The organism is Acetobacter pasteurianus subsp. pasteurianus LMG 1262 = NBRC 106471 (assembly GCF_000285275.1).
Classification (GTDB): Bacteria; Pseudomonadota; Alphaproteobacteria; order Acetobacterales; family Acetobacteraceae; genus Acetobacter; species Acetobacter pasteurianus.
Genome location: NZ_CADO01000139.1, coordinates 454622 through 480812, shown reverse-complemented (window position 1 = coordinate 480812; position 26191 = coordinate 454622). Strand labels below are relative to the sequence as shown.

Sequence of the window (26191 nt, the reverse complement as noted above, 5' to 3'; positions counted from 1 at the left end):
CGGGGTTTTTTCTTGAAACCTAATTCTAAAATCAGGATCAGGCCGGAGAAACTTCAGCAGCTTCCGGGCCTTTCTGGCCCTGAACCACTTTTACGTTTACACCCTGACCTTCGTTCAGTGCGCTCAGGCCAGACCGTTCCAGAGCAGAAGCGTGAACGAAAATGTCCTTGCCACCGCTTTCCGGTGTGATGAAGCCAAAGCCTTTGACAGAGTTGTACCACTTTACGGTACCACGTGTGTCTTCAGCCATGGACAGATCCGGGGCAGGGCGGCCAGCCGGACGGCTGCCAAAACCGGGGCGCGGTGCACGGGGGCGTTCTGGCTGAGCGGTGCTTTCGTCAACGGAAATAACTTCCGCAACCTGGCGACCTTTCGGGCCCTGGCCAATCCGTACAACCAGTGTCGCACCCGGGCTTACACCCTGATGGCCTGCCTGAGAGAGTGCATTAGCGTGCAGGAATACATCACCGGTGCCATCTGCCAGTTCAACAAAGCCGAAGCCTTTTTCGCTGTTGAACCATTTAACAGTTGCACCAACTTCCGGCCCGGAAGCCACAACCTGCGGACCACCAGCGCCACGGCGCGGTGCAAATCCACCACGGTCACCGCCACCAAATGCAGGGCGCTCACCAAAGGAAGGCATGGACATGTAATCGTCATCAAATCCGCCGCGGCGAGGAAAACGAGAGCTGCGGTCGGTCCTGTTACTTTTCAACGGTCTTGATCCTGGAGTACGGAGAAGGCTGAAGCTTCTCCCGATATTGAAAAACGGGCAGTTTGCCGGAATGGGTTGACAGGTTTACGTAATTTGAAGAAAACGCCACCGTTCCCGTTCCTGAAAGCTGCAAATGCGCCCACTGTTTCCGTAGCACAGCCAACAGCGTGCGACTATAGAAAAGCATGAAATTGGCGGGAGTTTCACACACTTTTCTTAATCTCACAGTTATGTGATATCTCCGCGCCCATACCCACCCGATGCTGGCATGATAGCCACAGCAGGACAGGATAAGGGGAAACGGGCTTTCTTGTGCGGGTATTATCCATTAAGAACAGCCTAGAATCATGCCCGCACATGGCCAAATGGAAGAAAAAGCATGCCCGTAGTTTTAAAACGGCTTCGCGCACGGCGCCTTGCCCTTGCGTCTCTTATGCTGGCAGGGGCATCCGTGTGTTCTCTTTCTTCCGCCAAAGCGACTCCTGCCTCTGACAACAAAGGCACTTGGACCCTTCAGGGTGAAAATGATGCCATCACCACCCTGAAAGGCACGTCGGACCAATACTATACCAGCGGCCTGCGCTTTAACTGGACCTCCGGCACCAACACGCTGCCCACCCCCATTGCCGCCATTAACAAGGCCATCTGGGGGGAAGGGGTACAGCGTATCAGCATTGGTTTGCAGCAACTTATCTTTACGCCGCGCAACACGCAGGTTTCCAGCCCGTGGGCTTCGGGGCAGGCGCAAACGGCCCGTATTAATGACAGGCCCTATTCCAGCCTGCTGCTAGGCACCGTGAATCTTATTAATGATACGGATAGAACCCGCAGCGTATTTGGCATTCAGTTTGGTATTATGGGGCCGGGCGGTCTGGGCGAGCAACTCCAGAACGGATTCCACGGCCTGATTGGCGATACCAAAAATCAGGGCTGGTCTCATCAGCTTAAAAACCAGCCCATCTTTCAGGTGCAGGGTGGGCGTATCTGGCGTTTGCCCTTGGCGCATGTGTTTGGCGTAGAATTTGACATGCTGCCATCAGCCGCGGCCGCCATTGGCGATTACCAGATTTATGGCCGCATTGGTGATGTGTTCCGTATTGGGCAGGGGCTGGATAGTGATTTCGGCACACCTACCATTCAGGCTTCCGGCACAGATGGTACGGATGCCTATAAATCCCGGCGTCCTTTTTCATGGTACATCTTTGGTGGCGTAACGGGTGAGGCCGTTGGGTATGATGCCTCATTGCAAGGCAACACCATGCGCAGCAATTCTCTCCATGTGATTAAAAAATGGGATGTGGGTGAAATTCACGCCGGTTTGGCCTTTATGTTCTGCGGTTTGCGCATTTCCTACAGCCAGGTCTGGCAGACGCAGCAGTTCACCACAGCCAAGTCTGGCCTGTTTAACTATGGGTCATTAATGGTTTCGGCAAAGTTCTGATTCTTTTTTCTGCACCACACAAGGGCGATTGCACAAAAAACAGGCATAAAAATTGTGCAGTTTAGGTGCATTTGTGTTTTTTTCGTCACGAGGCCTCAAACCTGCCTGCTTTTGAGGCGTTAACATTCGTTTTCTCATAGCGTAGCGCGCCGCGGCTCTTTTACACTCCAAACATCAAGACCGAACCGGGATTGTAAGGGGGATAAAAGAAACCATGTCGCGCACATCAACATCTTCTCAGCAACACACCTGCCAGATCATCCCATTCCAGATGGAGATCACATCCCGCCAGCAGGCTTACCTCACCCGTTGGGTTCAGGCTGCTCAGCCCATGGGCATTTGCGATGCGGATGTTTTTGTATCTGAACAGAAGCAGGCCGGCGTTTCCGCTGGTTATGTTGTGGTATGGGTGCGCGAAACCTCAGATCCCGCTTACCAGATTTACTGCCACGGCAACCGCTGGATTGTTATGGATGCTATCCGTGACAATAAACTGGGCAGCTTCAACACCTTTGCAGATGCCCTGAACATGATCCGTCCCGTCATGCCGCGCGAACAGGGTATTGTTGCCGCTTAAACGCCCCAGTTTATAGGTATTATTCCGGTTGGCCGCCTTCTTCCCTCCCAAGGGAAGGGCGGCTTTTTTTTACCCGCCAGCCTTGCACCAAATCATTACGAAATCCTGTTATTTCCATTTCAGGGATTGCCTCATGGGTTTCTCCTGCTGCAAGGACTACCCAGACCATCACCAGTTCGAGCAGATCTGAAAGGATCCTGAGATGACAAGCCTGACCCTCGCATACCCCGAAACCACCGTGCATGAGGCTACGGCAGCAGCAATCATCCGCGTTCTGGAAGCCAATGATGTAGAGCCCGATATTGTCACTGGCCCTAAAGACGTGCTGACAGACATGCTCAAAAAGGGTGAGGTTGATTTTTACGTATCTGCCTGGCTGCCAGATGAGGATGCAGACATGCTGGCCCCCGGCATTCTGCCTCTTGGCAATCTGTTTCGCCCAGCAGCCCATTGCTGCATTTCCGCAGAAGATACGCCGCTGACATCTTTGGATGATGTGGCACAGGCTGGGCCAGAGCTTTCCCGCACCATTATCACGCCTGCATCCCTGCAAAAGCACATGGAAAATGTGTTGCAGCAGTATGGGCTGGATACCGCAGGCTTCAGCCTGAAAATGCTGCCCGATGAAGAAGCTCTGGCAGAACTCAACGCCGCCCTCAAGCGGGAAGAACTGGTGCTGATGCCGCTGTTTCAGCCTTGCTTCCTGTTCCACATTGGCGGTTTCCGTATTCTGAACGACCCCAAGAATGCACTGGGGGGCGAACAGGACGCGCGCATTCTGATCCGTGCAGAAACCAAGGATGAAATGGAGCAGGATCTGCTGGACGAACTGGATGAACTGATGCTGAGCGCCAAAATCATCAGCGCCATGGATTACGCCATGCGTGTTGAAGGCATGACAGCCGATGAAGCGGCAGAAGCCTGGCAGCGCGGCAAACTGCTGCCCCGCTAAGGAAAGGCCGCGCCAGCATGACAGATCAATCTCCCGCCGATACACGCGATTCCAGCCTTGCTGCCCAGTATGAGGCGTATCCATACCCGGAAAGAAACCCGCAGGATGAGGCCAAGCGCCTTTTAATAGGCAGCCCTAGCCATTTGCGGGAAATTGACTACTGGGTTTTTGGTGCCAAACGGCCGCAAAGCCAGCCTTTACGGGCATTGGTGGCCGGGTGTGGCACGGGGGATGGCGCCATCATGCTGGCAACACACCTACAACGCGCCGGTCGCCCCGGTGAGGTTGTGTGTGTGGATCGCTCCCAAAAAGCGCTTTCCATTGCGCAGGCACGCGCGCAAGCGCGGGAATTGGCAAATATCCGCTTCATTCAGGGGTCTCTGACAGAGCTGGATAGGCTGGATGTGGGCCTTTTTGATTATATTGATTGCTGCGGTGTGCTGCATCATCTGCCTGATCCTGATGCCGCATTGGCCATGCTGGAGAAGCACCTCGCGTCCGGTGGCGGGATGGGGCTGATGGTCTATGCCCCCTATGGGCGCACAGGCGTTTACATGGTGCAGGATGCGTTGGAAAAAATTGCACCGCATTCCGAAACACCTCAAGCGCGACTTGATATGGCGCGCCGCGTTATGCGCACGCTGCCAGCTACAGCTTGGCTAAGGCAGAATGGTAACTTTGGAGATCATCTCTCTGGCGGCGATGCAGGACTGTATGACCTGCTGCTAAACCCAAGAGATCGTGCTTATAACGTTACCGAGTTTTTGGAGTTTCTGGACAAAGCCGGACTGGAACCATCCTGCCTTATGGAACCGGCACGGTATGATCCAACCCTGTTTTTGCCAGATCCACGCCTGCGCGCACGCATCAGCAGCCTACCATGGCAGCAGCAGGCCGCCATAGCGGAAGATCTGGCTGGCAATATGGCCACGCACGTTGCCTATGTTGTACGCAAAGGCGCGCGCGTTACGCCGCCAGACCCGCTAGATTTTGCGGCTGTGCCGGTAATGCGTGAAATACCGGGGGTAGAACTGGCCAAGCAGATGCGGCCAGATCACACACTACCTTTTGCGTTTGGCACGCTAATTGTGCCCATTCCCTTACCGCCACAAATGCGCGGCATTCTGCCCTTAATTGACGGTGAACGCACAGTTGGTGCTTTGGCAGAGGCCGTGGCTCCACGTGGCATTTCGGAAAGCAAGTTCCGCAAGGTATGGGGTGAAGGTTTTACCACATTGGAACGACTTAACCGCGTACTGTTACGTCCTCCAGCCTGATTGCACCCATTGCGGGGAGGAGATTTGAATTGTCAGCACTGCCCGTAATTATTTTTGGTGCAGCCCTCAATCCAGATGGTAGCCCTTCTGTCGCGCTCCTAAACCGGGTGCATTCAGCACTTGTGTTTGGCGCTGCGCATGGGTCCGTTGTGTATATTCCCACGGGTGGCGTGCCGCAAAATGGCCAGACAGAAGCAGATGTTATGGCCTCCTGCCTGTTAAAGGCTGGCGTTGCTCTAGATACTATTCTGGCCGAACCCACGGCGGGAGATACGTTTGATTCCGCCGTTGCCTGCACGCGTTTGCTACGTCAGGCAGGGTATTCTGCTGCTCAGCCCATAGCTGTTGTTTCCAGCCCCTTACATCTGCCGCGCTGCGTTTTGCTCATGCGCCTTGCAGGCTGGAAAGTGCAGGCCGTACCCTTTTTACGCGCACAACCGCATGTGCCCAACATGCGCAAAAAACTCCTGCGTATTGCGCATGAATGTCTTGCCCTGCCGTGGGATGCACTGCTTGTTCTGGGCTGGCGTATTGTGCGGCGCTAAACTGCGCCGTATTCTGCCGCCCGATTTCCTGCCGGTCTGCGTTTTGCGTGGCTTCCTTTTTACAGGCCGCCATTTTGCGTAAAACATAACAAAGCAGCCCGCGCAGTTCATGATCTTGCCAAAACAGATGGCATCCATCCGTCTGGCAAGGAAAAATTTGGAACAGTGAGTATCATGGCCGTTTACGCATTTGTTTTTCCCGGACAGGGCAGCCAGTCTGTTGGCATGGGGCAGGAGCTTGCAGAAGCTTTTCCTGCGGCGCGTTCTGTTTTTGAAGAAGTTGATGACGCCTTGGGCGAAAAACTCTCCAAAATCATTTTTGAAGGCCCGATGGAAAGCCTGACCAGCACAGAAAACGCCCAGCCAGCGCTTATGGCGGTTTCCATGGCTGTTCTGCGCGTTCTGGAGCAGGATGGCGGCCTGGATCTTGCCGGCAAAGTTACGTTGCTGGCTGGGCATTCCCTGGGTGAATATTCCGCTCTGGCTGCGGGGCGCGCCTTTGGTGTGGCAGAAGCGGCACGTCTGCTACGGCTACGCGGGCAGGCCATGCAGAAAGCTGTTCCCGCAGGGGAAGGCGGCATGGCGGCCCTTATTGGCGTTACATTGGCACAGGCAGAAGACATCTGCACCAAAGCCTCTGCCAAAGGCGATGTGGAAATTGCCAACGATAACGGCGGCGGCCAGATTGTTATTTCCGGCAAGAGCGCAGGCATTGATGAAGCCATTGCCATCGCCAAGGAAATGAAAATCAAGCGCGCACTCAAGCTGCCGGTTTCCGCACCATTCCATTCTTCGCTCATGAAACCAGCAGAAGATGTGATGGCTGAAGCACTGGCCAAAGCCGAAATTACCGCCCCGATTGTGCCCGTAATTGCCAACGTAACGGCCGAGCGCGAAACCGATGCCGATACGATTCGGCAAAATCTGGTGCGTCAGGTTACTGGCCGTGTGCGCTGGCGCGAAAGTGTGGCCGCCATGGTGGGCATGGGCGTGGATACGTTTGTAGAAATTGGTGCAGGCAAAGTGCTGTCCGGCCTTGTGCGCCGCATTGATTCCGAAGTGACCGGCCTTTCTGTGGGAACGCCCGCCGATATCGAATCTTTCCTGAAAACTTTGTAAAAACAGCTGGTAAATACATATCATGTTCAAACTGGACGGAAAAACCGCACTGGTTACAGGCGCAACCGGTGGCATTGGCAGCGCCATTGCGCGTTTGCTGCACGCACAGGGCGCAAAAGTGGTGCTGTCTGGCACGCGTGAAGCCGTGTTGCAGAAACAGGCAGAAGAACTGGGAGAAGGGCGCGCATTCTACGTGGCAGCCAACCTTTCTGACCCAGCAGAAGCCGATGGCCTGATTGCCAAGGCAGAAGAAGCTGCCGGGGCTCCTATTGATATTCTGGTGAACAATGCAGGCCTAACGCGCGATATGCTGGCCCTGCGCATGAAAGATGAAGACTGGGATCAGGTTTTAAACGTTGATCTGTCTTCTCCTTTCCGGCTGTGCCGTGCAGCGCTTAAGGGCATGCTGCGCCGTCGGGCAGGGCGTATTATCAACATTTCCTCTGTTATTGGCTCTACCGGCAATGCCGGGCAGGCCAACTATGCCGCGGCAAAAGCTGGCATTACGGGCATGAGCAAATCTCTAGCACAGGAAGCTGGGCCGCGTGGTGTTACGGTAAACGTGGTGGCACCGGGCTTTATTGTGACCCCCATGACAGACGTTCTGCCAGACGCGCAGAAAGAAAAACTGCTGGGCGCGATTCCGCTGGGCCGTCTGGGGCAGCCAGAAGATGTGGCTTCTGCCGTGCTGTATCTGGCATCGGACGAAGCAGCATGGGTTACGGGCACCACGCTGCATGTAAACGGCGGTATGGCAATGGTTTAAGGGGTAACGCCCTTAAACTTGGCCTCTGCGTTTGCCTGCGCAGAAGAGAGGGTGCAAAATCCTTTCAGATGTGGCAGACAGACTATACAAACACGCACATGGCCGAGGGGCCGGAAGAAAGTCTTTTCCGGTTTGCCTTGGCTTGTGATGGAAAAACGTGCTAAGCGCCCGCAACCCCTGTTGCTGGGGAAGAATAACGGAAGCAGTGCTGTTTTCTATTCTTCTACCAATGGGGGTTGTGGTAGAGCAGGCACCAGAACAACCTGCCCGCATGTAAAACCGGGCCTATGGGATACAAAGACAGATGAGCGAAATCGCTGATAAGGTTAAGAAAATCGTGGTCGAGCATCTCGGCGTCGAGGAAAGCAAGGTCACACCGGATGCATCGTTCATCGATGACCTGGGCGCTGACAGCCTTGATACCGTTGAGCTGGTGATGGCGTTTGAAGAAGCCTTCAATGTCGAAATCCCGGAAGATGCAGCGGAAAAAATCACCACCGTTAAAGATGCTATCGATTACATCGAAAAGCAGAAAGCTGCCTGATTTTCAGGTACTTTTGCGTTTAACGGAAACTGTGGGTCCCTCTGCTATTTGAGGGACCATATACGTGCAGAACAGGGAGCGGGCTGGTTTGTTGCAGTCGGCCGGAGTAAATTCTGGACGGAGACGGGTAGTCGTCACCGGAATGGGCATCGTCGGACCTCTGGGTCTGGGCGTTGAAAACGTATGGTCACGTCTGATTGCAGGCGAAAGCGGGATTGGTAGAATCACGCAGTTCGACCCAAGCGATCTGCCGGCCCATGTGGCTGGGGAAGTGCCGGAAGGGCCGACCGCAGAAGGAAAGCTTACACTTTCCGAGTGGATTTCCCCCAAAGACCAGCGCAAAATGGACCGCTTCATTCACATGGGGTTGGTGGCAGCAACGGAAGCGGTGGAGGATTCCGGTTGGAAACCTGAAACCGAAGAAGATAAATGCCGCACCGGTGTGATGATTGGCTCTGGCATTGGTGGTTTGCAAACCATCTATGATGCCTCCATTACCGTGCATGAAGGTCGGGCACGGCGTCTTTCGCCGTTCTTTATCCCGTCCGCTCTCATCAATCTGGTTTCTGGCCATGTTTCCATCAAATATGGTTTCCAGGGGCCAAACCATTCAGTTGTCACAGCTTGCGCCACCGGCGTGCATGCCATTGGTGATGCTGCGCGCATTATCATGTTTGGTGATGCCGATGTAATGGTGGCAGGTGGTGCGGAAGCAACCGTTTGCCCATTGGGTATTGCTGGCTTCTGCTCGGCCCGTGCGCTGTCCACCGGCTTTAATGACACACCCGGAAAAGCCTCCCGCCCATGGGATAAAGACCGCGATGGTTTTGTAATGGGTGAAGGTTCCGGCGTTGTGGTGCTGGAAGAATACGAACACGCCAAAGCCCGTGGCGCCAAGATTTATGGCGAAATTATCGGCTACGGCATGTCTGGTGATGCATACCACATTACCGCACCGGCAGAAGGCCATTACGGGGCATACCGCGCCATGCGCGCTGCACTGAAAAGTGCAGACCTTACCCCGGCAGATATCAACTACGTCAATGCTCACGGCACCTCCACCATGGCGGATGATCTTGAGCTAGAAGCCGTTGAACGTCTGTTTGGTGATGATGCCCGTAAGCTGGCCATGTCTTCCACCAAATCTGCAACAGGCCATTTGCTTGGTGCGGCTGGTGCTGTGGAAGCCATTTTCTCCATTCTAGCTATTCGGGATAACGTGGCACCGCCTACGCTGAACCTAGACAATCCATCACGTGAAAGCGTGATTGACCGCATTGCCCACACGGCACAGCAGCGGGAAATCAACGTGGCTCTTTCCAACAGCTTTGGATTTGGCGGCACAAATGCCAGCCTGATTGTGCGTGGCGTCTAAACCGAAAAAGAAGCCTGTAAAACAGCCAGCCCAAAAAGGCCGTGCTGCCCTGAAATGGCTAGGGGGCCTGTTTCTTCTTTCTGCATTAGCAGGGGGAGGAACAGGTTTTTTTGCATGGTATAGCTATACAAAACCGGGGCCTCTGCCAGTGGCTACGGATGTTGTGGTGCCACATGGTGGCTACGCCAGCACGATAAGCGCGCTACAACAGGCACAGGTGCTGCCGTCTGGCTGGTTCACAGATAAGCTGTTTGTAACCGCCATTTCTCTTACGCGTAAAAGTGGCCAGCTACACGCTGCAGAACTGCATTTTCCACAACATGTTTCCATGCAGAATGCGCTGTTTATTCTGCGGCACGGCAAACCGGTTTTACATAAGCTGACCATTCCGGAAGGGCTTTCTGCCCACCAGATTCAGGCCGTTATTGCTTCTGCGCCTTTTTTGGAAGGCGAGGCACCTTTGCCCGCAGAGGGCAGCACATTACCACAAACTTATAATTACCTGAGAAATAGCCAGCGGGCAGATATTGTAAAGCGTGCACAAAACGCCATGCAAACGGCGCTGGATACTGTCTGGCGAAAGCATGATCCGGCTTTGGATGGCACTATATCCTCACCGCAGGTTCTGCTTGTGCTGGCTTCCCTGATAGAAAAAGAAACAGCTTTACCAGCAGAAAGGCCCATGGTTGCGCGCGTTTTTCTAAACCGCCTGCAAAAGGGTATGAAACTGCAAACAGACCCTACCGTGATTTATGCCATAACGCATGGCAATCCACCGCTAGGGCGGGCTCTTACGCACTCAGATCTCGCTACGCCAGATCCCTATAATACGTATGCTGTTACGGGGTTGCCTCCCGGGCCTATTTGCTCACCCGGCATGTCTTCATTAGAAGCCGCGGCGCATCCAGCCAGTGGGGATGCTCTTTTCTTTGTGGCAAATGGCAATGGTGGGCATAATTTTTCCACCACTCTGGCCGAACATAATCGGAATGTTTCTGCTTTTCGGCAGCGTAATACAAATTAAGCGCTTTCCACCCATACGGGCAAAAAGCGCTTAATACTTTAACCCAGAAAAACTTATCTAGAAGGGCTCAGGCTTTCCTGCTTGATACCACCACCGCCAGATGCCCCAACGGTATCTGCTGCCAGAGCATCTGCATCGCTCTGAGAAACCGTATTGCTGTTAGATGCGCGTGAGGATGTGGAAGATGCACTTACGTTTTTTGCCATGGCGGCATAACGCATCAGCACACTCCGCAGGGGATCTGCATCCGGGTTATTCACACGCATGCTCACCACAATATCTTCCGGCCCAACACTCTGCTTGTAGTATTCACGGTTGGCATCACTGTTCACTGTCAGCTTGCTGCCCCCCAGGGAAGCGCCGGCAAACACACCCTGAGATTTCTGGGCGATCAGAATATCCGTGTTGCGTGCACCCGCATTTCCTTTAGCAACTGCCGTGCTCATGCTGGCAAAAGAAGCTCCAGCATTGGAAGAAAACTGGAACTGGCTATCCAGCAGGGCCTGCAAGCCGCGATCTGTCATGACAAAGAAAACGATCTCGGAACTCTGCACTCCAAACTGCAAACCGAATGATGCGGTGCTAAGGGTGTAAAATGCCGGATCAGACCATGAACCACGTGCATCACGCGCCAACAGCAGGCAACCACCATGCGCGCCACCAAATGCAATAGACATGCGGAACATATCTGGGCACACCATTACGGCACGTGCCTTGGCCAGATTGGTTACCATCGGGCTTTGCCCAGTTGCGCCTACAAAAACATCCTGTACGCTCAGGGCAGCCTTATCAACCAGCGCCTGCGGCTTATCAGCCGCCTGAGCCGGTGCCACAACGCACAGAGAAAACGCTGCAGCCAAAGCCAGAGAAGCAGAAGAGAGGTGAGTAACCAGACGCATGCCGGAATTCTCCACAATAAGCCGGTAAATATGATCTGCTAGAAAGCACGCTTTTGTGGCCGCAGAAAGGCCCAGCGTGCATGTTTTTCATTTATGCCAGCGGAATGGACACAGCCTTGGAAAGAGCCTGCGCAATATGCGGGTTTGCAGCCAGAATTGTAGCTGGCCCCGTAAGCCCACCTTCCTGCAAAAAGGGAGAAACACGTGCCCCGGCTTCTGCCAGCAAGGGCAGGGCTGCTGCTACATCCCACAAGTTGATAACAATTTCGATATAGCCATCCAGCCGCCCGCTTGCCACATCAGCCAGCGCCAGCGCACCACAACCGCCAGAACGGGGCATGGTGCCCATTGCCATAATGGCATCCATTTTTTCCATGAACACAGGTTTGGGCACTCTGTTGCTCCAGCCCATTTCAATCATGGAACTGGCGGGGTCCTTCACCGGAGAAGCCTGAATACGCTTGCCATTTAAAAATGCGCCATACCCACGCAAGGCGGTGTAAACCTCGCCCAATGCTGGAGCATCAATCACACCGGCCACGGGCTCATCACCATCCAGCAGACCGAGTGAAATACACCACCGGCAACGGCCACGGGCATAGTTGGACGTGCCATCAATAGGGTCCACCACCCAACGTAGACTACCGGTACGAGCCACGCCACCTTCTTCGCCCTGAAAACCATCATCGGGGAAAAGAGCTTTCATGCGGTTAGCAATAAAGGCTTCTACTGCGCCGTCTGTTTCTGTCAGCCAATCCTGCGCAGATTTTTGCGATGCCTGCGGCCCACCCGGTGGCGGACGCATGGCCATGGCCATTTGTGCAGCATCATGCACCACAGCCCGTGCGGCTTCCAAACGAGTGGCAAGGGCAGGGCTGGGTGAAGACATATTACTGTAACTCCTGATAAAATAAGGCATTAAAGACTGAGCGCATCATACGCCTTTACATGTGGCAAGACGAGCGCACAGGCCTGCATTCGGCCCATGCCTTACATGCAAACTGCCAAAAACTAGGCCTTGCGCTTATAAAGTTCCTTGGGCCAGCGCCGGTGCAACCACAGCCAGCTTTCTGGCTTGCGCCGTATCCATGCTTCAAGGCGATCATTGATCATCTGCACCAATGTGTGCAGGTCCTGCTTGCGGTCTCCCGTATCTGGCAGATCCAACGGCGGTTCAACCACAATACGCAAGCGGGCCGGGCCGAGGCGTTCCACATAGCCAGGAATAACCGGGCAGCGATAACGCAGCGCCATGGCGGCAAGGGCAGGGGCTGTCATGGCCGGGCGGCCGAAGAATGAGACCTCAATGCCGTCATTCATTTTCTGGTCAACCAACATACCCAACCTGCCGCCCTTGGAGACGTAAGAGAGTGCCTCGCGCGCGCCTCTGGCCCCTTTGGCAAACAATGGCACAGGCGTGTTACCCATGGCTTTATCACGCAAACGGCGGATCATGCCATCTATCAACGGGTTGCCTGCGGCACGATAGAAAGAGGCAAAAGGTGTGCCATGTCGGGCCACTCCGGGGGGCAGCATTTCCCAATTTCCGATATGACCGGATACAAACAGAACAGATCCACCTTTGCGGGCCTGCTCCTCCAAATATTCAGCACCCTGAACCTCAAGCCCCGGGCCGGAAGGTGTGTTTTCCTGCAAGGCCGCAATATGAGGCAGTTCTCCAACCGTACGGCCCAGGTTTTCCCACACACCGTGCACAATCTGGCGGCGCTGCTGTGGGGTTAGCTCTGGCATGGCGAGTTCCAGATTGCGATAGGCCACACCAGAAACTGGTAGTTTAGGGCCAACAAACCGGCAGACACCCCCCGCAACATTGGATGCGGTGGCAGGGCCAAGCCATGTCAGAAACTTCAGCAAACCGCTTGCCAAAAGAGCCTCTGCCTGCATCAGGGCAGTGGTAAGGGCTTTATTGCTCATCCTGCTGCTCCATTCAAAAACTGGTCCAGCAAGATCTTTGGCGCGGCAGGGTTCTGCCATACCAGTTCTACCCCAACGGTTATCACTTTGTGGCGGAAGTATTCAGGCAAACGCACGGCATCCTTGGGTGTTGTCACCAAACGCGCCTGCAGAGAAACTGCCATATCTGCCAGACGCGCCAAATCCTGTTGTTTATAAAAATAATGATCAGGAAAGGCTACGGTCTGCGCTAAGGCAACATTGCAGTTTTTAAGCCCTTCAAAAAACTTTTCAGGCCGGCCCAACCCAGCAAATGCCACACAACGCTGGCCTTGTAGCGCGCTAACAGTATCGGACTGCCGTAACTCTGCCCGCATAAGGTGCGGGGCCACTTTGCTAAACCGTTCCTGAAAGCCTGTTTTATCCGGCCCGATCAAAACTGTGGCCTGTGCCCGCGCAAAGGCCTGCAATGGCTGCTCCCGTAACGGTCCTGCTGGCAAAACATGGTCATTACCCAAACCCACACCACCATCCACCACCAGTAAGGACAAATTTTTGTGGAGGAACGGATTTTGAAAGCCATCGTCCATCAACAGGCAATCTGCACCAGCAGCCACAGCCATGCGGGCAGACTCTGCGCGGTCTGCTCCAACCCATACGGGGCAAAGCTGTGCCAGCAGTAAGGGTTCATCCCCCACATCCTGCGCGGTGTGTTGTGCCGGGTTTACCCGTGTTGTGGCGCGCAGGCGTCCACCGTATCCGCGCGTAAGGATGTGAGGATTTTTACCCCGCTGGAGCAAGCGCTCCGCCAGATCCAGCACCACCGTGGTTTTGCCTGTGCCACCTACGGAGATATTCCCGCAGCACAGCACGGGCACCGGTGCTGCCCAACCTATCTGGCGCTGTTTACGTGCTGTTATTGCCGCCACAATGGCAGAAAATGGAGATAACAAGAGCGGCCTTATTTTGGCAGAAGGCTGGCTCCAAAACGCAGGGGCACGCAGCCTTACCATATCTGCGCTAGAATATGCTTTGCCAGACGTTCCGGCAGGTCTGCATTGGCTGTGGCAATGCGTTGCACGTTATCTGCAAGCTGTTGCCGTTTGGCAGGGTTGGCAAACATGTCCCGCACCCATGCTGCAAGGTCCTGCGCAGTGTTTACAATTGTAATGCCTGTGGCCATGTGCGCAAAGGCATCTGTAAAGTTCTGCACCAATGGGCCAGATGAAATGGCACAGCCTAGCCGTGCGGGCTCGAACGGATTATGTCCGCCACCACCACCCAATACACCGGGCAGGCTGTTGCCAATAAACACGCAGGATGCCAGACGGAAAAACAGCCCTAACTCACCCAGTGTATCGCATACCCAAAGCAAATCATCTTCTGTGGGAATTTGCCCGGCACCGCGGCGTGGCACATAGCCCAGCATCACGCTTAAATCTGCTCCGCGCTCTGGATGACGTGGAATAACCAGTACAAGCACATCCGGGTAATCTCGCCGGATCAGCTTGGCAGCCTGAGCAATCTGCTGTTCTTCACCCTGATGGGTAGAAACCGCAGCAAAAATCCTGCGGCCTGCCAAACGCTCCTTCAAGCGCGCCAATTCAGCCTCATCCACCGGCAAGGGCGGGGCGGCTGTTTTCAGGTCTCCCGTTTCAAGCAGCTTGGTGGCACCCAACTGTTGTAGGCGCTGTGCGTCTTCATCCGAGCGTGCGGAAACCCACGCAAAACGCTCCAGCATCCGCCGTGCCACAAGCCCCATACGCTGCCACCCCTTAAAGGAAGAAGCAGACATACGGCCATTTACCAGCATAACGGGAATATTACGCGTATGGCATAGCCCCAGCATATTGGGCCATAATTCGCTTTCTGTAAAAATAGCGGCCTTTGGCTGCCAGTAATCTAAAAAGCGTTTGCCCCAACGCGGCACATCCAGCGGCATGAACTGATGCACAACGCGCGGATGCGCAAGACGCTGCGCCAATAGCCGCGCAGCCGTAACCGTGCCAGTTGTGACCAGCACTTGAAAATCTGATTTCTGCGCCAGACATGCAGAAACAAGTGGCAGGATAGAAACGGTTTCTCCCACACTGGCAGCATGGAACCATATCAGATTTGCAGTGCCTCGAGAGCGTGAAGGAAAACCCATTTTTTCCCGCACGCGGGATGGAATTTCCTTTCCCTTAGTTTGCCGCCATCTCAGAAAAAAGGGCAGAGCAGGGGAAAGAACGGTAGCCGCAGCCTGCCAGACGCGCGAAGGCATAAGGGAAAGTGGGCTAAGGGCTACTCTTTCCTGCGAGTAACCGGCAGGGGAAGACATGCTGGAAGGCTGTTGCGCAAGATGCATCATGTTATCCAGCGCATGTTCCAACTTTTGGGTAAATGTTTCGCCGCCGCTGCCTTCTTCCTGATTATGCCGCTGCATATCTATAGGGGGTGCACAGGCCATGGTGCCGCGCCCAAAAGGCAGGGGGAAAATCATTTTATCCCATGTTTTTAGCCGTATGCCCGTGCAGGTTGCACCCACCAACACAATCGGCTTGCCCGCCAATTTGGCAAGAGCCAGTGTGCCCTGCTGCGCTTGCCTGCGCGGGCCACGGGGGCCATCGGGCGTAATGGCAACAAGGGTGGCATTGCGCAAGCTTGCGCGCATCCGCCTAAGGGCTGCTGCCCCACCTTTGTTTTTTCCTTTGGAATCTGATGATCCGGCAATGGACCAGATACGCCACGGGGCCACCACATCTGCTATCATGCGGCCATCACGGTTGCGGCTTATCAGCACCCGCAGGCGGATATGGGGGTTTTGGGGCTCGGCCCACCACCACAGGGCTGGTGTAAGGGGCAATATTTCGTGCCAGAAAGCCACAACCGCTGTTTGCCCGTTCTGGCTGGTTAACAGCGGCCATGCCTGCTCGTTTACCCGAAACGTCCAGCGTGTTGTTTTAAGGGCAAACCCCAAGTACTGGCGTAAACTCCATACGCCAGCCTTGCGGGCTATATTTTTGCAATCTGTTTTCAGGGCGCGCAGCATAATCACGCAGCCTGATTAGGAGAGAAATCTCCTGAATGCAAAGCCTTCCGGCTTTTCGTTCAACACAGAAGGCTGATAGGCGATGGTGAAACGATGATGCGCTTTTTCCCACACATCTATCTTGCTGTCTTCAGGAATAACCACCTGATCAACCCCGCAACGCAGCAGGAATTCGTATTGATCGGGCAGGAAATGCCCGGTTACACGAATTTTTCCCGCATAATGCAGGTGCTCACGTAAGCTGCGCGCCTGCGTGAAGGCCCGCCCATCACGGAAAATGGGGAATGTCAGGCACACAACATCAAGACGGGGCAGGGCGGCTTTAAGGTCTTCCACCTGTTCATCCTGCTTGAGCAGAACGCCCAGACGCCCATTGCCATTACGACCCAAACCTTCTGCCAGACGCGCCAGCGGCACCAGCACATCACCTTCCGGCAAGGGCTGATCATCCTGCGCGATCAGCCATGTATCTTCAATAATCTGGCCGTTTTCAAACAGGGGCATAAGCTGCATCCTTGAAGGGGGCTGTGCCAAGACGGCGGCACGTATCAATAAACCGTTCTCCGGCCTCACGCTGGGCCAGATATGTATCTATGATCCGCGCCACGGCATCAACCGTTTCATCTTCAGAAAGTGCAGAGCCCAGAATCTGCCCAACAGAGGCATCTTCCATCGCGCTGCCACCCAGAGTGATCTGGAATGCTTCCTCACCCCGTTTATCAACACCCAGAATACCAATATGGCCTGCATGATGATGCCCGCAGGCATTGATGCAGCCAGAGATATTCAGCCGCAGGTTGCCAATTTCCTGCTGGAGTGTGGCATCTCCAAAGCGTTCGCTCAGCTTTTGCGCAATAGGGATGGAACGCGCATTTGCCAGTGCGCAATAATCCAGACCGGGGCAGGCAATAATGTCTGTCACCATCTCGATATTGGCCGTGCCCAGCCCGTTTGCCTTAAGGATCTGCCATAGTTCATGCAGCGCATCCTGGCGCACATGGCCCAGAACCACGTTCTGCAAATGCGTAATGCGCAGTTCGCCAAAGCTGTATTTATCCGCCAGATCAGCCAGTAGATCCATCTGGGCAGATGTTACATCCCCCGGAATACCGCCAACCGGCTTGCAGGATATGGTAACGCATGCGTAGCCGGGTTGTTTGTGGGCATGCGTGTTGGTGCGTACCCATGCATCAAATTGCGCATCGGCTTTCTGCTGGGCAGCCAAAGCGTCTGCCGCGCCATTTTCTGCCTGAAACTCTGGCGTGCCAAAGCGGGCCTGAATGGCCGCAACAATTTCTTCTGGCAGGCGATAACGTGCCCGATCCATAGCCGCAAATTCTGCGTTCACCTTGCCCAGAAAAGCCTCTGCGCCCAAAGCCTGCACCAGTATCTTGATACGGGCCTTGTACATGTTATCGCGCCGGCCGTATTCGTTATAAACACGCAGAACGGCTTCCAGATACGCAATCAGATCTTCTTCTGGCAGGTCATCACGCAGCTTTACGCCCACAATCGGGGTGCGGCCCAAGCCACCGCCAACGTACACCTCAAACACGGCCCGACCGTTTTCACCCTTGCGGGCCAACAGGCCGATATCATGAAAGCGCGCAGCTACACGGTCCTGCTTGCTGCCAGAAATGGCAATCTTGAACTTACGTGGCAGGAACGTGAATTCCGGATGCAGGGTGGACCACTGACGCAGGATTTCAGCGTGCACGCGGGGGTCCAGCACTTCATCCGCTGCAGCACCAGCAAACTGATCTGACGTGACGTTACGGATGCAGTTACCACTGGTTTGAATGGCGTGCATTTCTGCATCGGCCAGTACGTTCAGGATATCAGGCGTATCTTCCAGTTTGATCCAGTTGAACTGGATATTCTGCCGTGTGGTGAAGTGCCCGTAATCCCGATCATACGTTCTGGCAATATGTGCCAAGGCGCGCATCTGGGAGGAGCTGAGCGTGCCATAGGGGATGGCCACACGCAGCATATAGGCATGCAACTGAAGGTACAGACCGTTCATCAACCGCAGGGGTTTGAACTCTTCTTCGGTCAGCTCCCCAGCGATACGACGCTGAACCTGATCCCGAAACTGCTCAACGCGCTGCTTGAGAAACGTACGATCAACATCATCATACGCGTAACGGCCAACCGGAAGGGCAGGCTGGGTGGAATAAGACATGGCTTTAACTGTGTCCGTCTTGCTCTGCTGGTATCAGGCGCTGGCGTGTTGCGCAGCCTGCCATGCAGGTGTGAATTCGGCATGAACGCTTGGCCCAAGGGCACGAATACGCTCCCGCGTGGTTATGGGCAGCAGGCCAGACGATGTTTGCTCGACCTGTACACCATACACCCCAACCACTTCATCCGCAGCTGCTTTTGCGTTCTGGCGGGCCAGAACCTGTTCCATTTCCGCATTGGGGAAAGGATGCGCCTGCTGGATAAAAAGCTGCCACTTACCTTGCGCATCCAACCATACAATGCGCCCATCAAGCAGACGGTTGGCTGTAACAACGCTCAGCCCCTGTTCATCCCGCCGATTATTTCTCCGATCCAACGCTTATCCCTTTCTGCCCCGTGTGCAGGTTCAGAATTACACAACAGATGCGAGAATATCAATATACCACGAATCAAAAACGTATCTTGAAGCACCCCCGGCACCTCAAGATACACATATGCTCTTAACAACCAGCTACAAGGGCAAATAAGGCGGGTATTTTACACCCGCCTTATCAAACCAGAACGCAATCAGGACTGCGCACGGGCACCCGTTTTGTTACGCACGGTGTTTTCTACAAAAGTCACCAGCGTTTTTGTGGCTGCTTCTACGCTATCCTTACCCGTTACCAAACGCAGGGCAGGTGCGGCAGGGGCTTCATACGGGGCATCAATGCCCGTAAAGCCGCTGATTTTTCCTGCACGAGCGGCTGCATACAGGCCTTTGGGGTCACGCTGTTCGCAGGTACCAAGATCGGCATCCACAAACACTTCCTCAAAGCCATCCCCAATAATCTGGCGGGCCAGATCTCGGTCAGAACGCAGTGGGGAGATCAGGGCCACAATCACAACCTGACCGGCATCACGCAGCAGGCGTGCCACTTCTGCAGCCCGGCGTACGTTTTCTGTCCGATCCGCTTCAGAGAAACCCAGATCCTTACACAGGCCTGCACGCAGTGTATCACCATCCAGCACGGTAACATCCACACCATCTGCAAACAGACGGGTTTCTGCCGCACGGGCCAGCGTGCTTTTGCCAGAACCAGAAAGACCGGTCAGCCAGAACACGGAGCCTTTGTGACCCTTGGCGCGTTCACGGTCCTGCACGGTAACGGTGCTGGCACTTGGGTGAATAACCTTTTCACCATCTGCAATAGTGGCTGGGCCAATAATGGGCGCACCACCCACAATACGCTGCTGGCGGTCAACCAATACACCGCGGCCATCTGTTGTGCCGGGGGTGAACGGGTCAAACTGAATGTTTTCTGCCGCAGACAGCACGATTTCCGCAAACCCTTCGGGCGGAACTTCGGTGCCGGGGTGTTCTGTCAGATCATCCAGATCCACCACTTTATCAATGGCAGTCACGGTAACAGCATGTTCTGCCGTGGCCAGACGCAGGCGGAAATGCTCACCCACACGCAGCGGTTCCTGACGCAGCCAGAACAGACGCACCCGCACGCGGGAGGCTTCCATTGGCGCGGCATCGGCATGGTGCAACAAGTCACCACGATCGGGAATAACGTCTGGTTCCAGCGTTACGGCGATGGACTGCCCGGCAGAGGCAGACACATGCGGTGCTGTATGCCAGCTTTCGATCGAAGCAATGCGGGCAGGGGTTTTTTGCGTGCCGATAATAACCGTATCGCCCACGCGCACACGGCCTCGTTCAACACGACCAGCCACATAGCGGATGTTATCAAAACGATACACGTCCTGCACCGGTAGGCGCAGCGCCAGTTCGGAGCGGGAAGCGGGTGAGGGCACGCTGGCCAGAGCTTCTGTCAGCGTAGGGCCTTTATACCACGGAGAGCGTTCTGAGCGGCTGGCAATGTTATCACCATCACGCGCAGAAGCCGGAACAAACAGAGCCGCTTCCAGCCCCAGCTTGTTCAGCAGTTCCGTTACAGACTTTTCGACTGCTTCCACCTTGGCCTGATCGAAATCAAGCAGATCCACCTTGTTCAGCAGCACAATAACGTGGCGAATGCCGATAAGGTGCAGCAGCATGGCGTGGCGGCGTGTCTGTTCACGCGCACCTTCCTGCGCATCCACCACCAGCACGGCGGCTTCTGCATCGGCGGCACCTGTAATCATGTTACGCAGGAACTGGCGGTGTCCCGGTGCATCCACAATCACAAATTCACGCTGGCCCAAGCGGAACGGAATACGGGTGGAATCAACCGTAACGCCCTGATCGCGCTCGATCTGAAGGGAGTCCAGCAGAAAGCTCCACTCAATCTTCAGGCCGCGCTTTTTGGACGATTCAATAATCTGGGCAACCTTGCCATCCTGAAGGCTGTCCGTATCGTGCAGCAAACGCCCAATAAGGGTGGATTTACCGTGGTCAACATGCCCCACAATCACGATTGGCGTGGCGGCATCCTGAGATGAATAAATTTTTTCGCTCATGATATTCTATTTCCAGTCCACGCCGTAATCAGAGGTAACCCGCCACACGCAGGCGTTCAAAAGCATCTTCGGATTCATGATCCATTGCGCGGCCTGCGCGTTCGGATGTTTTGGTTGTTTCCAGTTCTTCAATCACTTCCGCCAGAGTGGAAGCGTTGCTTTCTACCGGGAAGGTGATGTCTGAATCACCCAAGGAGCGGTAACGCTTGCCGTTTTTGGAGAAGTACAGATCAACCAGCGGGATGCCTTCACGCTCGATATAGCGCCAGATATCGATTTCACGCCAAGCCAGCAGCGGATGCACGCGAATATGCATGCCTTCTTCGTGCGGTGTTGCGTACTGGTCCCAGAATTCGGGCGGCTGGTTACGGATATCCCATTTATGGCTGGCACCACGCGGGCTGAAAACACGTTCCTTGGCGCGTGTTCCCTGCTCATCACGGCGGATACCGGCAATAACACCCTGCAGCTTGTGCTTTTCGATCATGGCGGCAAGGCCCGCTGTTTTACGCGCAGCAGAACGTGCTGCTGGAGGTAGGGAGGGGTCCATATCCTCTACCGGCGGGCACTCACCCAACAGCAGATTGAGGTCCCACTTTTTGGCATATTCATCGCGGAATTTATACATTTCCGGGAACTTCTTGCCGGTATCAACATGCATGACAGGGAAGGGAACCCGGCCCAGAAACGCCTTTTTGGCCAGCCAGACCATCACATTGGAATCTTTACCCAAAGACCACAGCATGGCCAGAGGTTTGAGCTTTCTGTACGCTTCTCTCAGAATAAAAACGCTCTGAGCTTCGAGTTGATCAAGATGATCCATGTTTCCGTTTCCGTAACCCTGTGTATGACACGACGTGGCTGAGGGTAAAATCAGCCAGAACCCGTTAGTGTTTAATGTGGATACCGCATTCCGTTTTATTCAACCCGGCCCAACGTCCGGCCCGTGCATCCTGCGCACCATCAACTGGTTGCGTGCACGGGGCGCAGCCGATGGAAAGATAGCCTTCCGCCACCAATGGGTGAGGAGGCAGCCCCCGGCGCTGCATTTCCTGCGTGATGTCTTCCGCGCTCCAAAATGCAAGAGGGTTGAGCCGTAGCTGCCCATCTTCTCGCAATTCCACAATTTCCAGCGTGGATCTTGTAACAGCCTGTCCACGCTTGCGCCCGGTCACCAGTGCCTCATAGGGCAGAGAGGCCACTTGCAGGGGTTCCACCTTGCGCAAGGCACAGCAGGCATCTGGATCAAACGCCCATAATTCCCCGGTAGGGTCCCGATTTTCGACCTGCCGGGGCTGAGGAGCCACGTCCTGAACGTTGGAAAGATGCAGAAAATCGGCCAAATTCTGCCGATATTCGAGGGTTTGCGGAAAGTGTTTTCCGGTATTCAGAAACAGCACTTTCATGGCCGGATCGGCCTCTGCCACCATTGCCAGAAGCAACGCAGATTCCGCCCCGAAAGAGGAGAGGACAGCCAACCTGTCTCCCAAAAGCTCACTGGCCTTGCGCAGCAGTAGAACGGGGTTCTCCTGCACGGGCACAAGCTGCTTGGTTATGGTCGCTGTATCATCAGAAAGAGCGGTCACTACACACAAACCCGTATGACAGAAAATGTAATTAACGACGTGATACAGATATAATAAGGAACCCACAACCCAAAATTCAACGCCTCAATGGTCATATTCCCAAATTAACCATCATAATGGATAGTTATATAGACGATCCCTCACGCGCTCATGTTTTATAGTTAATTTTGTTGGCATAATATATCTTATACAATTTATAGCCGTTTCGAAAATACCCAGACCGATCCATCATATCCGTGCAGCATGCTTTCACATGCTCATTCTGACGCCCTAAAATCCTGAAATCGATCCACCCTACCGCCTAAAGCGCTCAAAATGCCCGATGCAAAGCCCCCTCACGGGTCAAAATGCCCTGCATCGGGCCAAAAATCATGTTCGATCGATCAGATTACTTTTTTGGCGCCGGATTGTCCCTGCGGAACAGTTCCCATTCTTCCATCACGCTGCCGTCTGGCAGATGGCAATAGCTGATCTGCCCCTTGTCCGTGCTTTCGGTGCTCAACGTGCCGCCTTTCTTCACACAATAGACTGCAGCCGGATTTGGCATCCGCAGCGGCCGCACTGCACGGTTGGCATTTTCTTCGTGCTGTTCATGGCAGCCGCCCAGAAGACCGGTAATTGCAACAGCAAGAACTGCGCCGGAAACGCCTTTTTTTGCAGACATTTTATTCTCCTTCATCCCAGCCGCATCATGACAAGCTGAATTATAAACATTTAGTATGGCGTATAGCCCTGAATATGTCTTTAACACGCAACGTGAAAACTGGCCTTACTGCGATAAAAAGGCTATAAATCACTTTCCTTCTCTATAAATCTGGTTCGGTTTGCACTCCATGCCTGATGGTTCTTCCCCGCTTGCTCACTCTTCTGTCACCTCCTCTTCGGAAGTCCGCCATGATTGGACGGTCGCAGAAGTTCAGGCTTTGCTTGACCTGCCGTTTCCTGAATTGATGTTCAGGGCCCAAACGCTGCACCGCGCGACGTTTGACCCAACGGAAATCCAAATTTCCACACTGCTTTCCATTAAAACGGGTGGCTGCCCGGAAGATTGCGCCTACTGCCCACAAAGCGCCAAGCATGAACAAGGCGTAAAGGCAGATAAGCTGATGGCTGTTGAAGCCGTGTTGACCGAGGCCAAAAAAGCCAAGGCCGCTGGAGCCAGTCGTTTTTGCATGGGTGCCGCCTGGCGTTCTCCCAAGGAGCGTGATCTGGATACCGTGTGCGCCATGATTGAAGGCGTAAAGCAGCTTGGTATGGAAACCTGCGTAACATTGGGCATGCTGGACAACGCGCAGGCCCATAAACTGCATGATGCCGGGCTGGATTACTACAACCACAACCTAGATACTTCCCCCGAATATTATGGGGAAATCATCAGCACCCGCACCTATCAGGAACGGCTGGATACGCTTTCCAACGTGCGGGATGCCGGCATCAATGTATGCTGCGGTGGCATTGTGGGTTTGGGTGAAAATGAATCGGATCGTGCAGGCCTGATTACGGCCCTTGCCACCCTGCCCACGCATCCTGAAAGCGTGCCAATTAATCTGCTCGTTAAGGTGGAAGGCACACCTCTGGCCAAAGCGGATGAAGTGGAACCGCTTGATTTTGTGCGCATGATTGCCGCTGCCCGTATTACCATGCCCAAAAGCCGCGTACGCCTTGCCGCTGGCCGCGAAAATATGAGCGATGAAACACAGGCGCTCTGCTTTTTGGCTGGTGCCAACTCCATCTTCTATGGTGAACGCCTGCTGACCACCCCCAACCCACAAGCCACGCGTGACAGAGCTTTGCTGGATAAGCTTGGTATGCATACAACAGGCATTGGCCTGCCTTCTGCATAATTCATGACATATTCGGTTAAAGAAATTTTCCTTACCCTCCAGGGTGAAGGTGGTCAGGCTGGTCGCGCGGCTGTTTTCTGCCGCTTTACAGGCTGCAACCTCTGGTCTGGGCGGGAGGAAGATCGCGCTAAAGCCATCTGTCAGTTTTGCGATACCGATTTTATCGGCACAGATGGCGTAAACGGCGGCAAGTTTGAAAACGCGGCCGCACTGGCGGCAACCATTGCCAGTTTCTGGCCGCAGCCCACGGAGGATACAAAAGCAACCGGCCAAAAACTGGTTGTTTTTACAGGGGGAGAACCCCTACTCCAGCTTGATACCGCCCTGATAGACGCCATGCACGCCCAAGGCTTTAGCATTGCAGTGGAAAGCAACGGCACAGTAATGGCCCCCAAAGGCATAGACTGGCTATGCATTAGCCCCAAAGCCGGGGCTGAACTGGTGCAAAAAGCAGGAACCGAGCTGAAGCTTGTATTTCCTCAGCCGGGGATAGACCCCGCCGCTCTGGAAAATCTTGATTTCCAACATTTCTGGCTTCAGCCTATGGATGGCCCTCAGCAGGCAGCCAACACACAGGCTGCTATTGAATACTGTCTGGCGCACCCTTTATGGGGGCTTTCACTCCAGACCCACAAGCTTATCGGAATACCCTAATCATGCCTCTTCCTGCCCGTGATAAACAGGAATCTGCCCTCGTTCTTTTTTCTGGTGGCCAAGATTCCGCAACCTGTCTGGCATGGGCGCTGGAACGTTATGGGCGTGTAGAAACACTTGGGTTTAATTACGGCCAACGCCATGCGGTTGAACTGGAATGCCGTGCGAGCATTCGCCAAGGGCTTGTGCATCAGAACCCCGTTTGGGCTGAGCGTTTGGGAGAAGACCACACCCTGCCCTTGCACGCATTGGGCGAGGTTTCTGAAACATCCTTAACGCGAGATGCTGAAATCAGCATGGCGGAAAACGGCCTGCCCAATACGTTTGTGCCGGGCCGAAACCTGATTTTTCTTACTTTTGCTGCGGCTCTGGCGGCACGGCGCGGCATTAAGCACATTGTTACCGGCGTGTGCGAAACTGATTATTCGGGCTACCCAGATTGCCGGGATGATACCATTAAAGCCCTACAGGTTGCGCTCAACCTAGGTATGGAATCCCGCTACGTTCTGCACACGCCCCTGATGTGGCTGGATAAAGCCGAAACATGGGAACTGGCGGAAGAACTGGGTGGGCAACCGCTTGTTGAACTGATCAATAAAGAAAGCCACACCTGTTATTTGGGAGAGCGCGGCACATTGCACGCATGGGGGCATGGATGCGGCACCTGCCCCGCCTGCCAACTGCGCAAATCTGGGTGGGATGACTACGTAGCCCACAAAAAAGGCACACAGACACATGCCTGATCTTGTTTTTACCCGCCGTTTTTCCATGGGCCATCGGCTTATTCATGGTGCGAGTGAAAGCTGCGCCCTGCCCCACGGCCATAATGAATTTGTGACGGTACGCTTAAAGCCCACATCTTTTGCGCCGCTGGATGGTAAAGGCAACATGCCGGTTTCCTTCCAGAAAGCCAAAAGCACGTGGCATCGGTTTGTAGATGAAAAGCTGGATCACGCCTTGCAACTTGCAGAGGATGATCCGCTGTTGGCGTGGTTTCAAACTAACGAGCCCGCCCGTGCGGCCCGTATTGTCATCACGCCGGGAGACCCGACCACAGAATTGATGGTCTGCCTGCTTATGGCCAAGATCAACGCCTTTCTGGCAGCAGAAGGCGGCGTTTTGCAGTGTTCTGAACTGAGTATTCAGGAAACACCCACCAACACGGTTTCTTTTTCCGGCAATCCGGCAGAGTTTATCCCTACCCCACGGCCGCCAGAAAATTGCTGGTGGAACCGGGCAGATATGAGCATATCGGACACCGAAATCCCGGTTACCTTTATCTGATAAAACGCAATAAGA

At 54.4% G+C, this 26191-nt stretch carries 27 protein-coding genes; 14 read left to right on the top strand and 13 right to left on the bottom strand.

Translation table 11 applies throughout. The features are described from left to right. Positions 1–37 precede the first annotated feature (37 nt). Positions 38–715, bottom strand: a complete 678-nt coding sequence (locus APA10_RS15525; protein ID WP_006115255.1) for a cold-shock protein — start codon at positions 713–715, stop codon at positions 38–40. A gap of 379 nt (positions 716–1094) precedes the next feature. On the opposite strand from APA10_RS15525, the gene APA10_RS14160 reads away from it, so the two are divergent. The 10 genes from APA10_RS14160 (at position 1095) to mltG (ending at position 10335) form a co-directional block, all read left to right on the top strand. After that, complete coding sequence (locus APA10_RS14160) at positions 1095–2156, top strand: lipid A deacylase LpxR family protein (protein WP_003628820.1); 1062 nt, start codon at positions 1095–1097, stop codon at positions 2154–2156. Between the two features lie 214 nt (positions 2157–2370). Next, on the top strand, positions 2371–2733 hold the full coding sequence (locus APA10_RS14155) for a hypothetical protein (RefSeq protein WP_003628818.1): 363 nt from the start codon (positions 2371–2373) through the stop codon (positions 2731–2733). 202 nt (positions 2734–2935) lie between these two features. After that, complete coding sequence (locus APA10_RS14150) at positions 2936–3685, top strand: glycine betaine ABC transporter substrate-binding protein (protein ID WP_003628816.1); 750 nt, start codon at positions 2936–2938, stop codon at positions 3683–3685. 17 nt (positions 3686–3702) lie between these two features. Beyond that, the gene (locus APA10_RS14145) at positions 3703–4962 is read left to right on the top strand and encodes a class I SAM-dependent methyltransferase (RefSeq protein WP_003628814.1); all 1260 of its coding nucleotides are present in this window, start codon (positions 3703–3705) and stop codon (positions 4960–4962) included. Positions 4963–4991: 29 nt separating this feature from the next. Continuing rightward, the gene (locus tag APA10_RS14140; RefSeq protein ID WP_003628813.1) at positions 4992–5507 is read left to right on the top strand and encodes a YdcF family protein; all 516 of its coding nucleotides are present in this window, start codon (positions 4992–4994) and stop codon (positions 5505–5507) included. 174 nt (positions 5508–5681) lie between these two features. Beyond that, positions 5682–6626, top strand: coding sequence for an ACP S-malonyltransferase (gene fabD / locus APA10_RS14135; protein WP_003628811.1), 945 nt, complete (start codon positions 5682–5684; stop codon positions 6624–6626). 22 nt (positions 6627–6648) lie between these two features. Beyond that, a complete protein-coding gene (fabG, locus tag APA10_RS14130; protein WP_003628809.1) occupies positions 6649–7392 on the top strand; it encodes a 3-oxoacyl-[acyl-carrier-protein] reductase in 744 nt (247 codons plus the stop codon). A gap of 304 nt (positions 7393–7696) precedes the next feature. Continuing rightward, on the top strand, positions 7697–7936 hold the full coding sequence (locus APA10_RS14125) for an acyl carrier protein (protein ID WP_003628807.1): 240 nt from the start codon (positions 7697–7699) through the stop codon (positions 7934–7936). Positions 7937–8000: 64 nt separating this feature from the next. Next, positions 8001–9311 carry a beta-ketoacyl-ACP synthase II gene (gene fabF, locus APA10_RS14120; RefSeq protein ID WP_006115244.1) on the top strand — a complete coding sequence of 437 codons (1311 nt, stop codon included), beginning with the start codon at positions 8001–8003 and terminating at the stop codon, positions 9309–9311. Further along, positions 9301–10335, top strand: a complete 1035-nt coding sequence (gene mltG, locus APA10_RS14115; protein WP_035365611.1) for an endolytic transglycosylase MltG — start codon at positions 9301–9303, stop codon at positions 10333–10335. The genes fabF and mltG overlap by 11 nt, the downstream gene beginning before the upstream one ends. Before the next feature lie 53 nt (positions 10336–10388). On the opposite strand, the gene APA10_RS14110 is transcribed toward mltG, so the two are convergent. From APA10_RS14110 to APA10_RS14055, 12 genes are all read right to left on the bottom strand, one after another. After that, positions 10389–11234, bottom strand: a complete 846-nt coding sequence (locus tag APA10_RS14110) for a lipid-binding SYLF domain-containing protein (RefSeq protein WP_003628802.1) — start codon at positions 11232–11234, stop codon at positions 10389–10391. A gap of 91 nt (positions 11235–11325) precedes the next feature. Beyond that, entirely contained in the window at positions 11326–12153 is an 828-nt protein-coding gene (locus tag APA10_RS14105) for an inositol monophosphatase family protein (RefSeq protein ID WP_050923441.1), read from the bottom strand. Between the two features lie 92 nt (positions 12154–12245). Then, positions 12246–13169 (bottom strand): lysophospholipid acyltransferase family protein, encoded by a 924-nt coding sequence (locus APA10_RS14100; RefSeq protein WP_003628800.1) that lies wholly within the window; start codon positions 13167–13169, stop codon positions 12246–12248. Further along, the gene (gene lpxK, locus APA10_RS14095) at positions 13166–14161 is read right to left on the bottom strand and encodes a tetraacyldisaccharide 4'-kinase (RefSeq protein WP_003628799.1); all 996 of its coding nucleotides are present in this window, start codon (positions 14159–14161) and stop codon (positions 13166–13168) included. The genes APA10_RS14100 and lpxK overlap by 4 nt, the downstream gene beginning before the upstream one ends. Continuing rightward, positions 14155–16179, bottom strand: a complete 2025-nt coding sequence (locus APA10_RS14090) for a glycosyltransferase N-terminal domain-containing protein (RefSeq protein ID WP_174714312.1) — start codon at positions 16177–16179, stop codon at positions 14155–14157. The genes lpxK and APA10_RS14090 overlap by 7 nt, the downstream gene beginning before the upstream one ends. A 15-nt stretch (positions 16180–16194) precedes the next feature. Continuing rightward, positions 16195–16683, bottom strand: a complete 489-nt coding sequence (locus APA10_RS14085) for a DUF934 domain-containing protein (RefSeq protein ID WP_035365636.1) — start codon at positions 16681–16683, stop codon at positions 16195–16197. Continuing rightward, positions 16670–18361 (bottom strand): nitrite/sulfite reductase, encoded by a 1692-nt coding sequence (locus APA10_RS14080; RefSeq protein WP_003628796.1) that lies wholly within the window; start codon positions 18359–18361, stop codon positions 16670–16672. Before APA10_RS14080 ends, APA10_RS14085 begins: the two co-directional genes overlap by 14 nt. A gap of 33 nt (positions 18362–18394) precedes the next feature. Next, positions 18395–18736 (bottom strand): DUF2849 domain-containing protein, encoded by a 342-nt coding sequence (locus APA10_RS14075; protein ID WP_003628795.1) that lies wholly within the window; start codon positions 18734–18736, stop codon positions 18395–18397. A 191-nt stretch (positions 18737–18927) separates the two neighbouring features. Beyond that, the gene (gene cysC, locus APA10_RS14070) at positions 18928–20808 is read right to left on the bottom strand and encodes an adenylyl-sulfate kinase (protein ID WP_003628794.1); all 1881 of its coding nucleotides are present in this window, start codon (positions 20806–20808) and stop codon (positions 18928–18930) included. A gap of 28 nt (positions 20809–20836) precedes the next feature. Next, positions 20837–21631, bottom strand: coding sequence for a sulfate adenylyltransferase subunit CysD (gene cysD / locus APA10_RS14065; protein ID WP_003628792.1), 795 nt, complete (start codon positions 21629–21631; stop codon positions 20837–20839). A 64-nt stretch (positions 21632–21695) separates the two neighbouring features. Then, positions 21696–22460: a phosphoadenylyl-sulfate reductase gene (locus APA10_RS14060; RefSeq protein ID WP_089041170.1), complete on the bottom strand. Its 765-nt coding sequence runs from the start codon at positions 22458–22460 to the stop codon at positions 21696–21698. A gap of 322 nt (positions 22461–22782) precedes the next feature. Beyond that, the gene (locus APA10_RS14055) at positions 22783–23058 is read right to left on the bottom strand and encodes a putative hemolysin (RefSeq protein WP_004449089.1); all 276 of its coding nucleotides are present in this window, start codon (positions 23056–23058) and stop codon (positions 22783–22785) included. Positions 23059–23227: 169 nt separating this feature from the next. On the opposite strand from APA10_RS14055, the gene bioB reads away from it, so the two are divergent. Genes bioB through APA10_RS14035 form a run of 4 tightly spaced genes read left to right on the top strand, consistent with a single transcriptional unit; the run spans position 23228 to position 26176 of the window. Continuing rightward, positions 23228–24238: a biotin synthase BioB gene (gene bioB, locus APA10_RS14050; protein WP_035365609.1), complete on the top strand. Its 1011-nt coding sequence runs from the start codon at positions 23228–23230 to the stop codon at positions 24236–24238. A 3-nt stretch (positions 24239–24241) separates the two neighbouring features. Then, on the top strand, positions 24242–24892 hold the full coding sequence (gene queE, locus APA10_RS14045; RefSeq protein WP_003628788.1) for a 7-carboxy-7-deazaguanine synthase: 651 nt from the start codon (positions 24242–24244) through the stop codon (positions 24890–24892). Between the two features lie 2 nt (positions 24893–24894). After that, the gene (gene queC / locus APA10_RS14040) at positions 24895–25635 is read left to right on the top strand and encodes a 7-cyano-7-deazaguanine synthase QueC (RefSeq protein WP_003628787.1); all 741 of its coding nucleotides are present in this window, start codon (positions 24895–24897) and stop codon (positions 25633–25635) included. Continuing rightward, on the top strand, positions 25628–26176 hold the full coding sequence (locus APA10_RS14035) for a 6-pyruvoyl trahydropterin synthase family protein (protein ID WP_003628786.1): 549 nt from the start codon (positions 25628–25630) through the stop codon (positions 26174–26176). The genes queC and APA10_RS14035 overlap by 8 nt, the downstream gene beginning before the upstream one ends. Positions 26177–26191 lie beyond the last annotated feature (15 nt).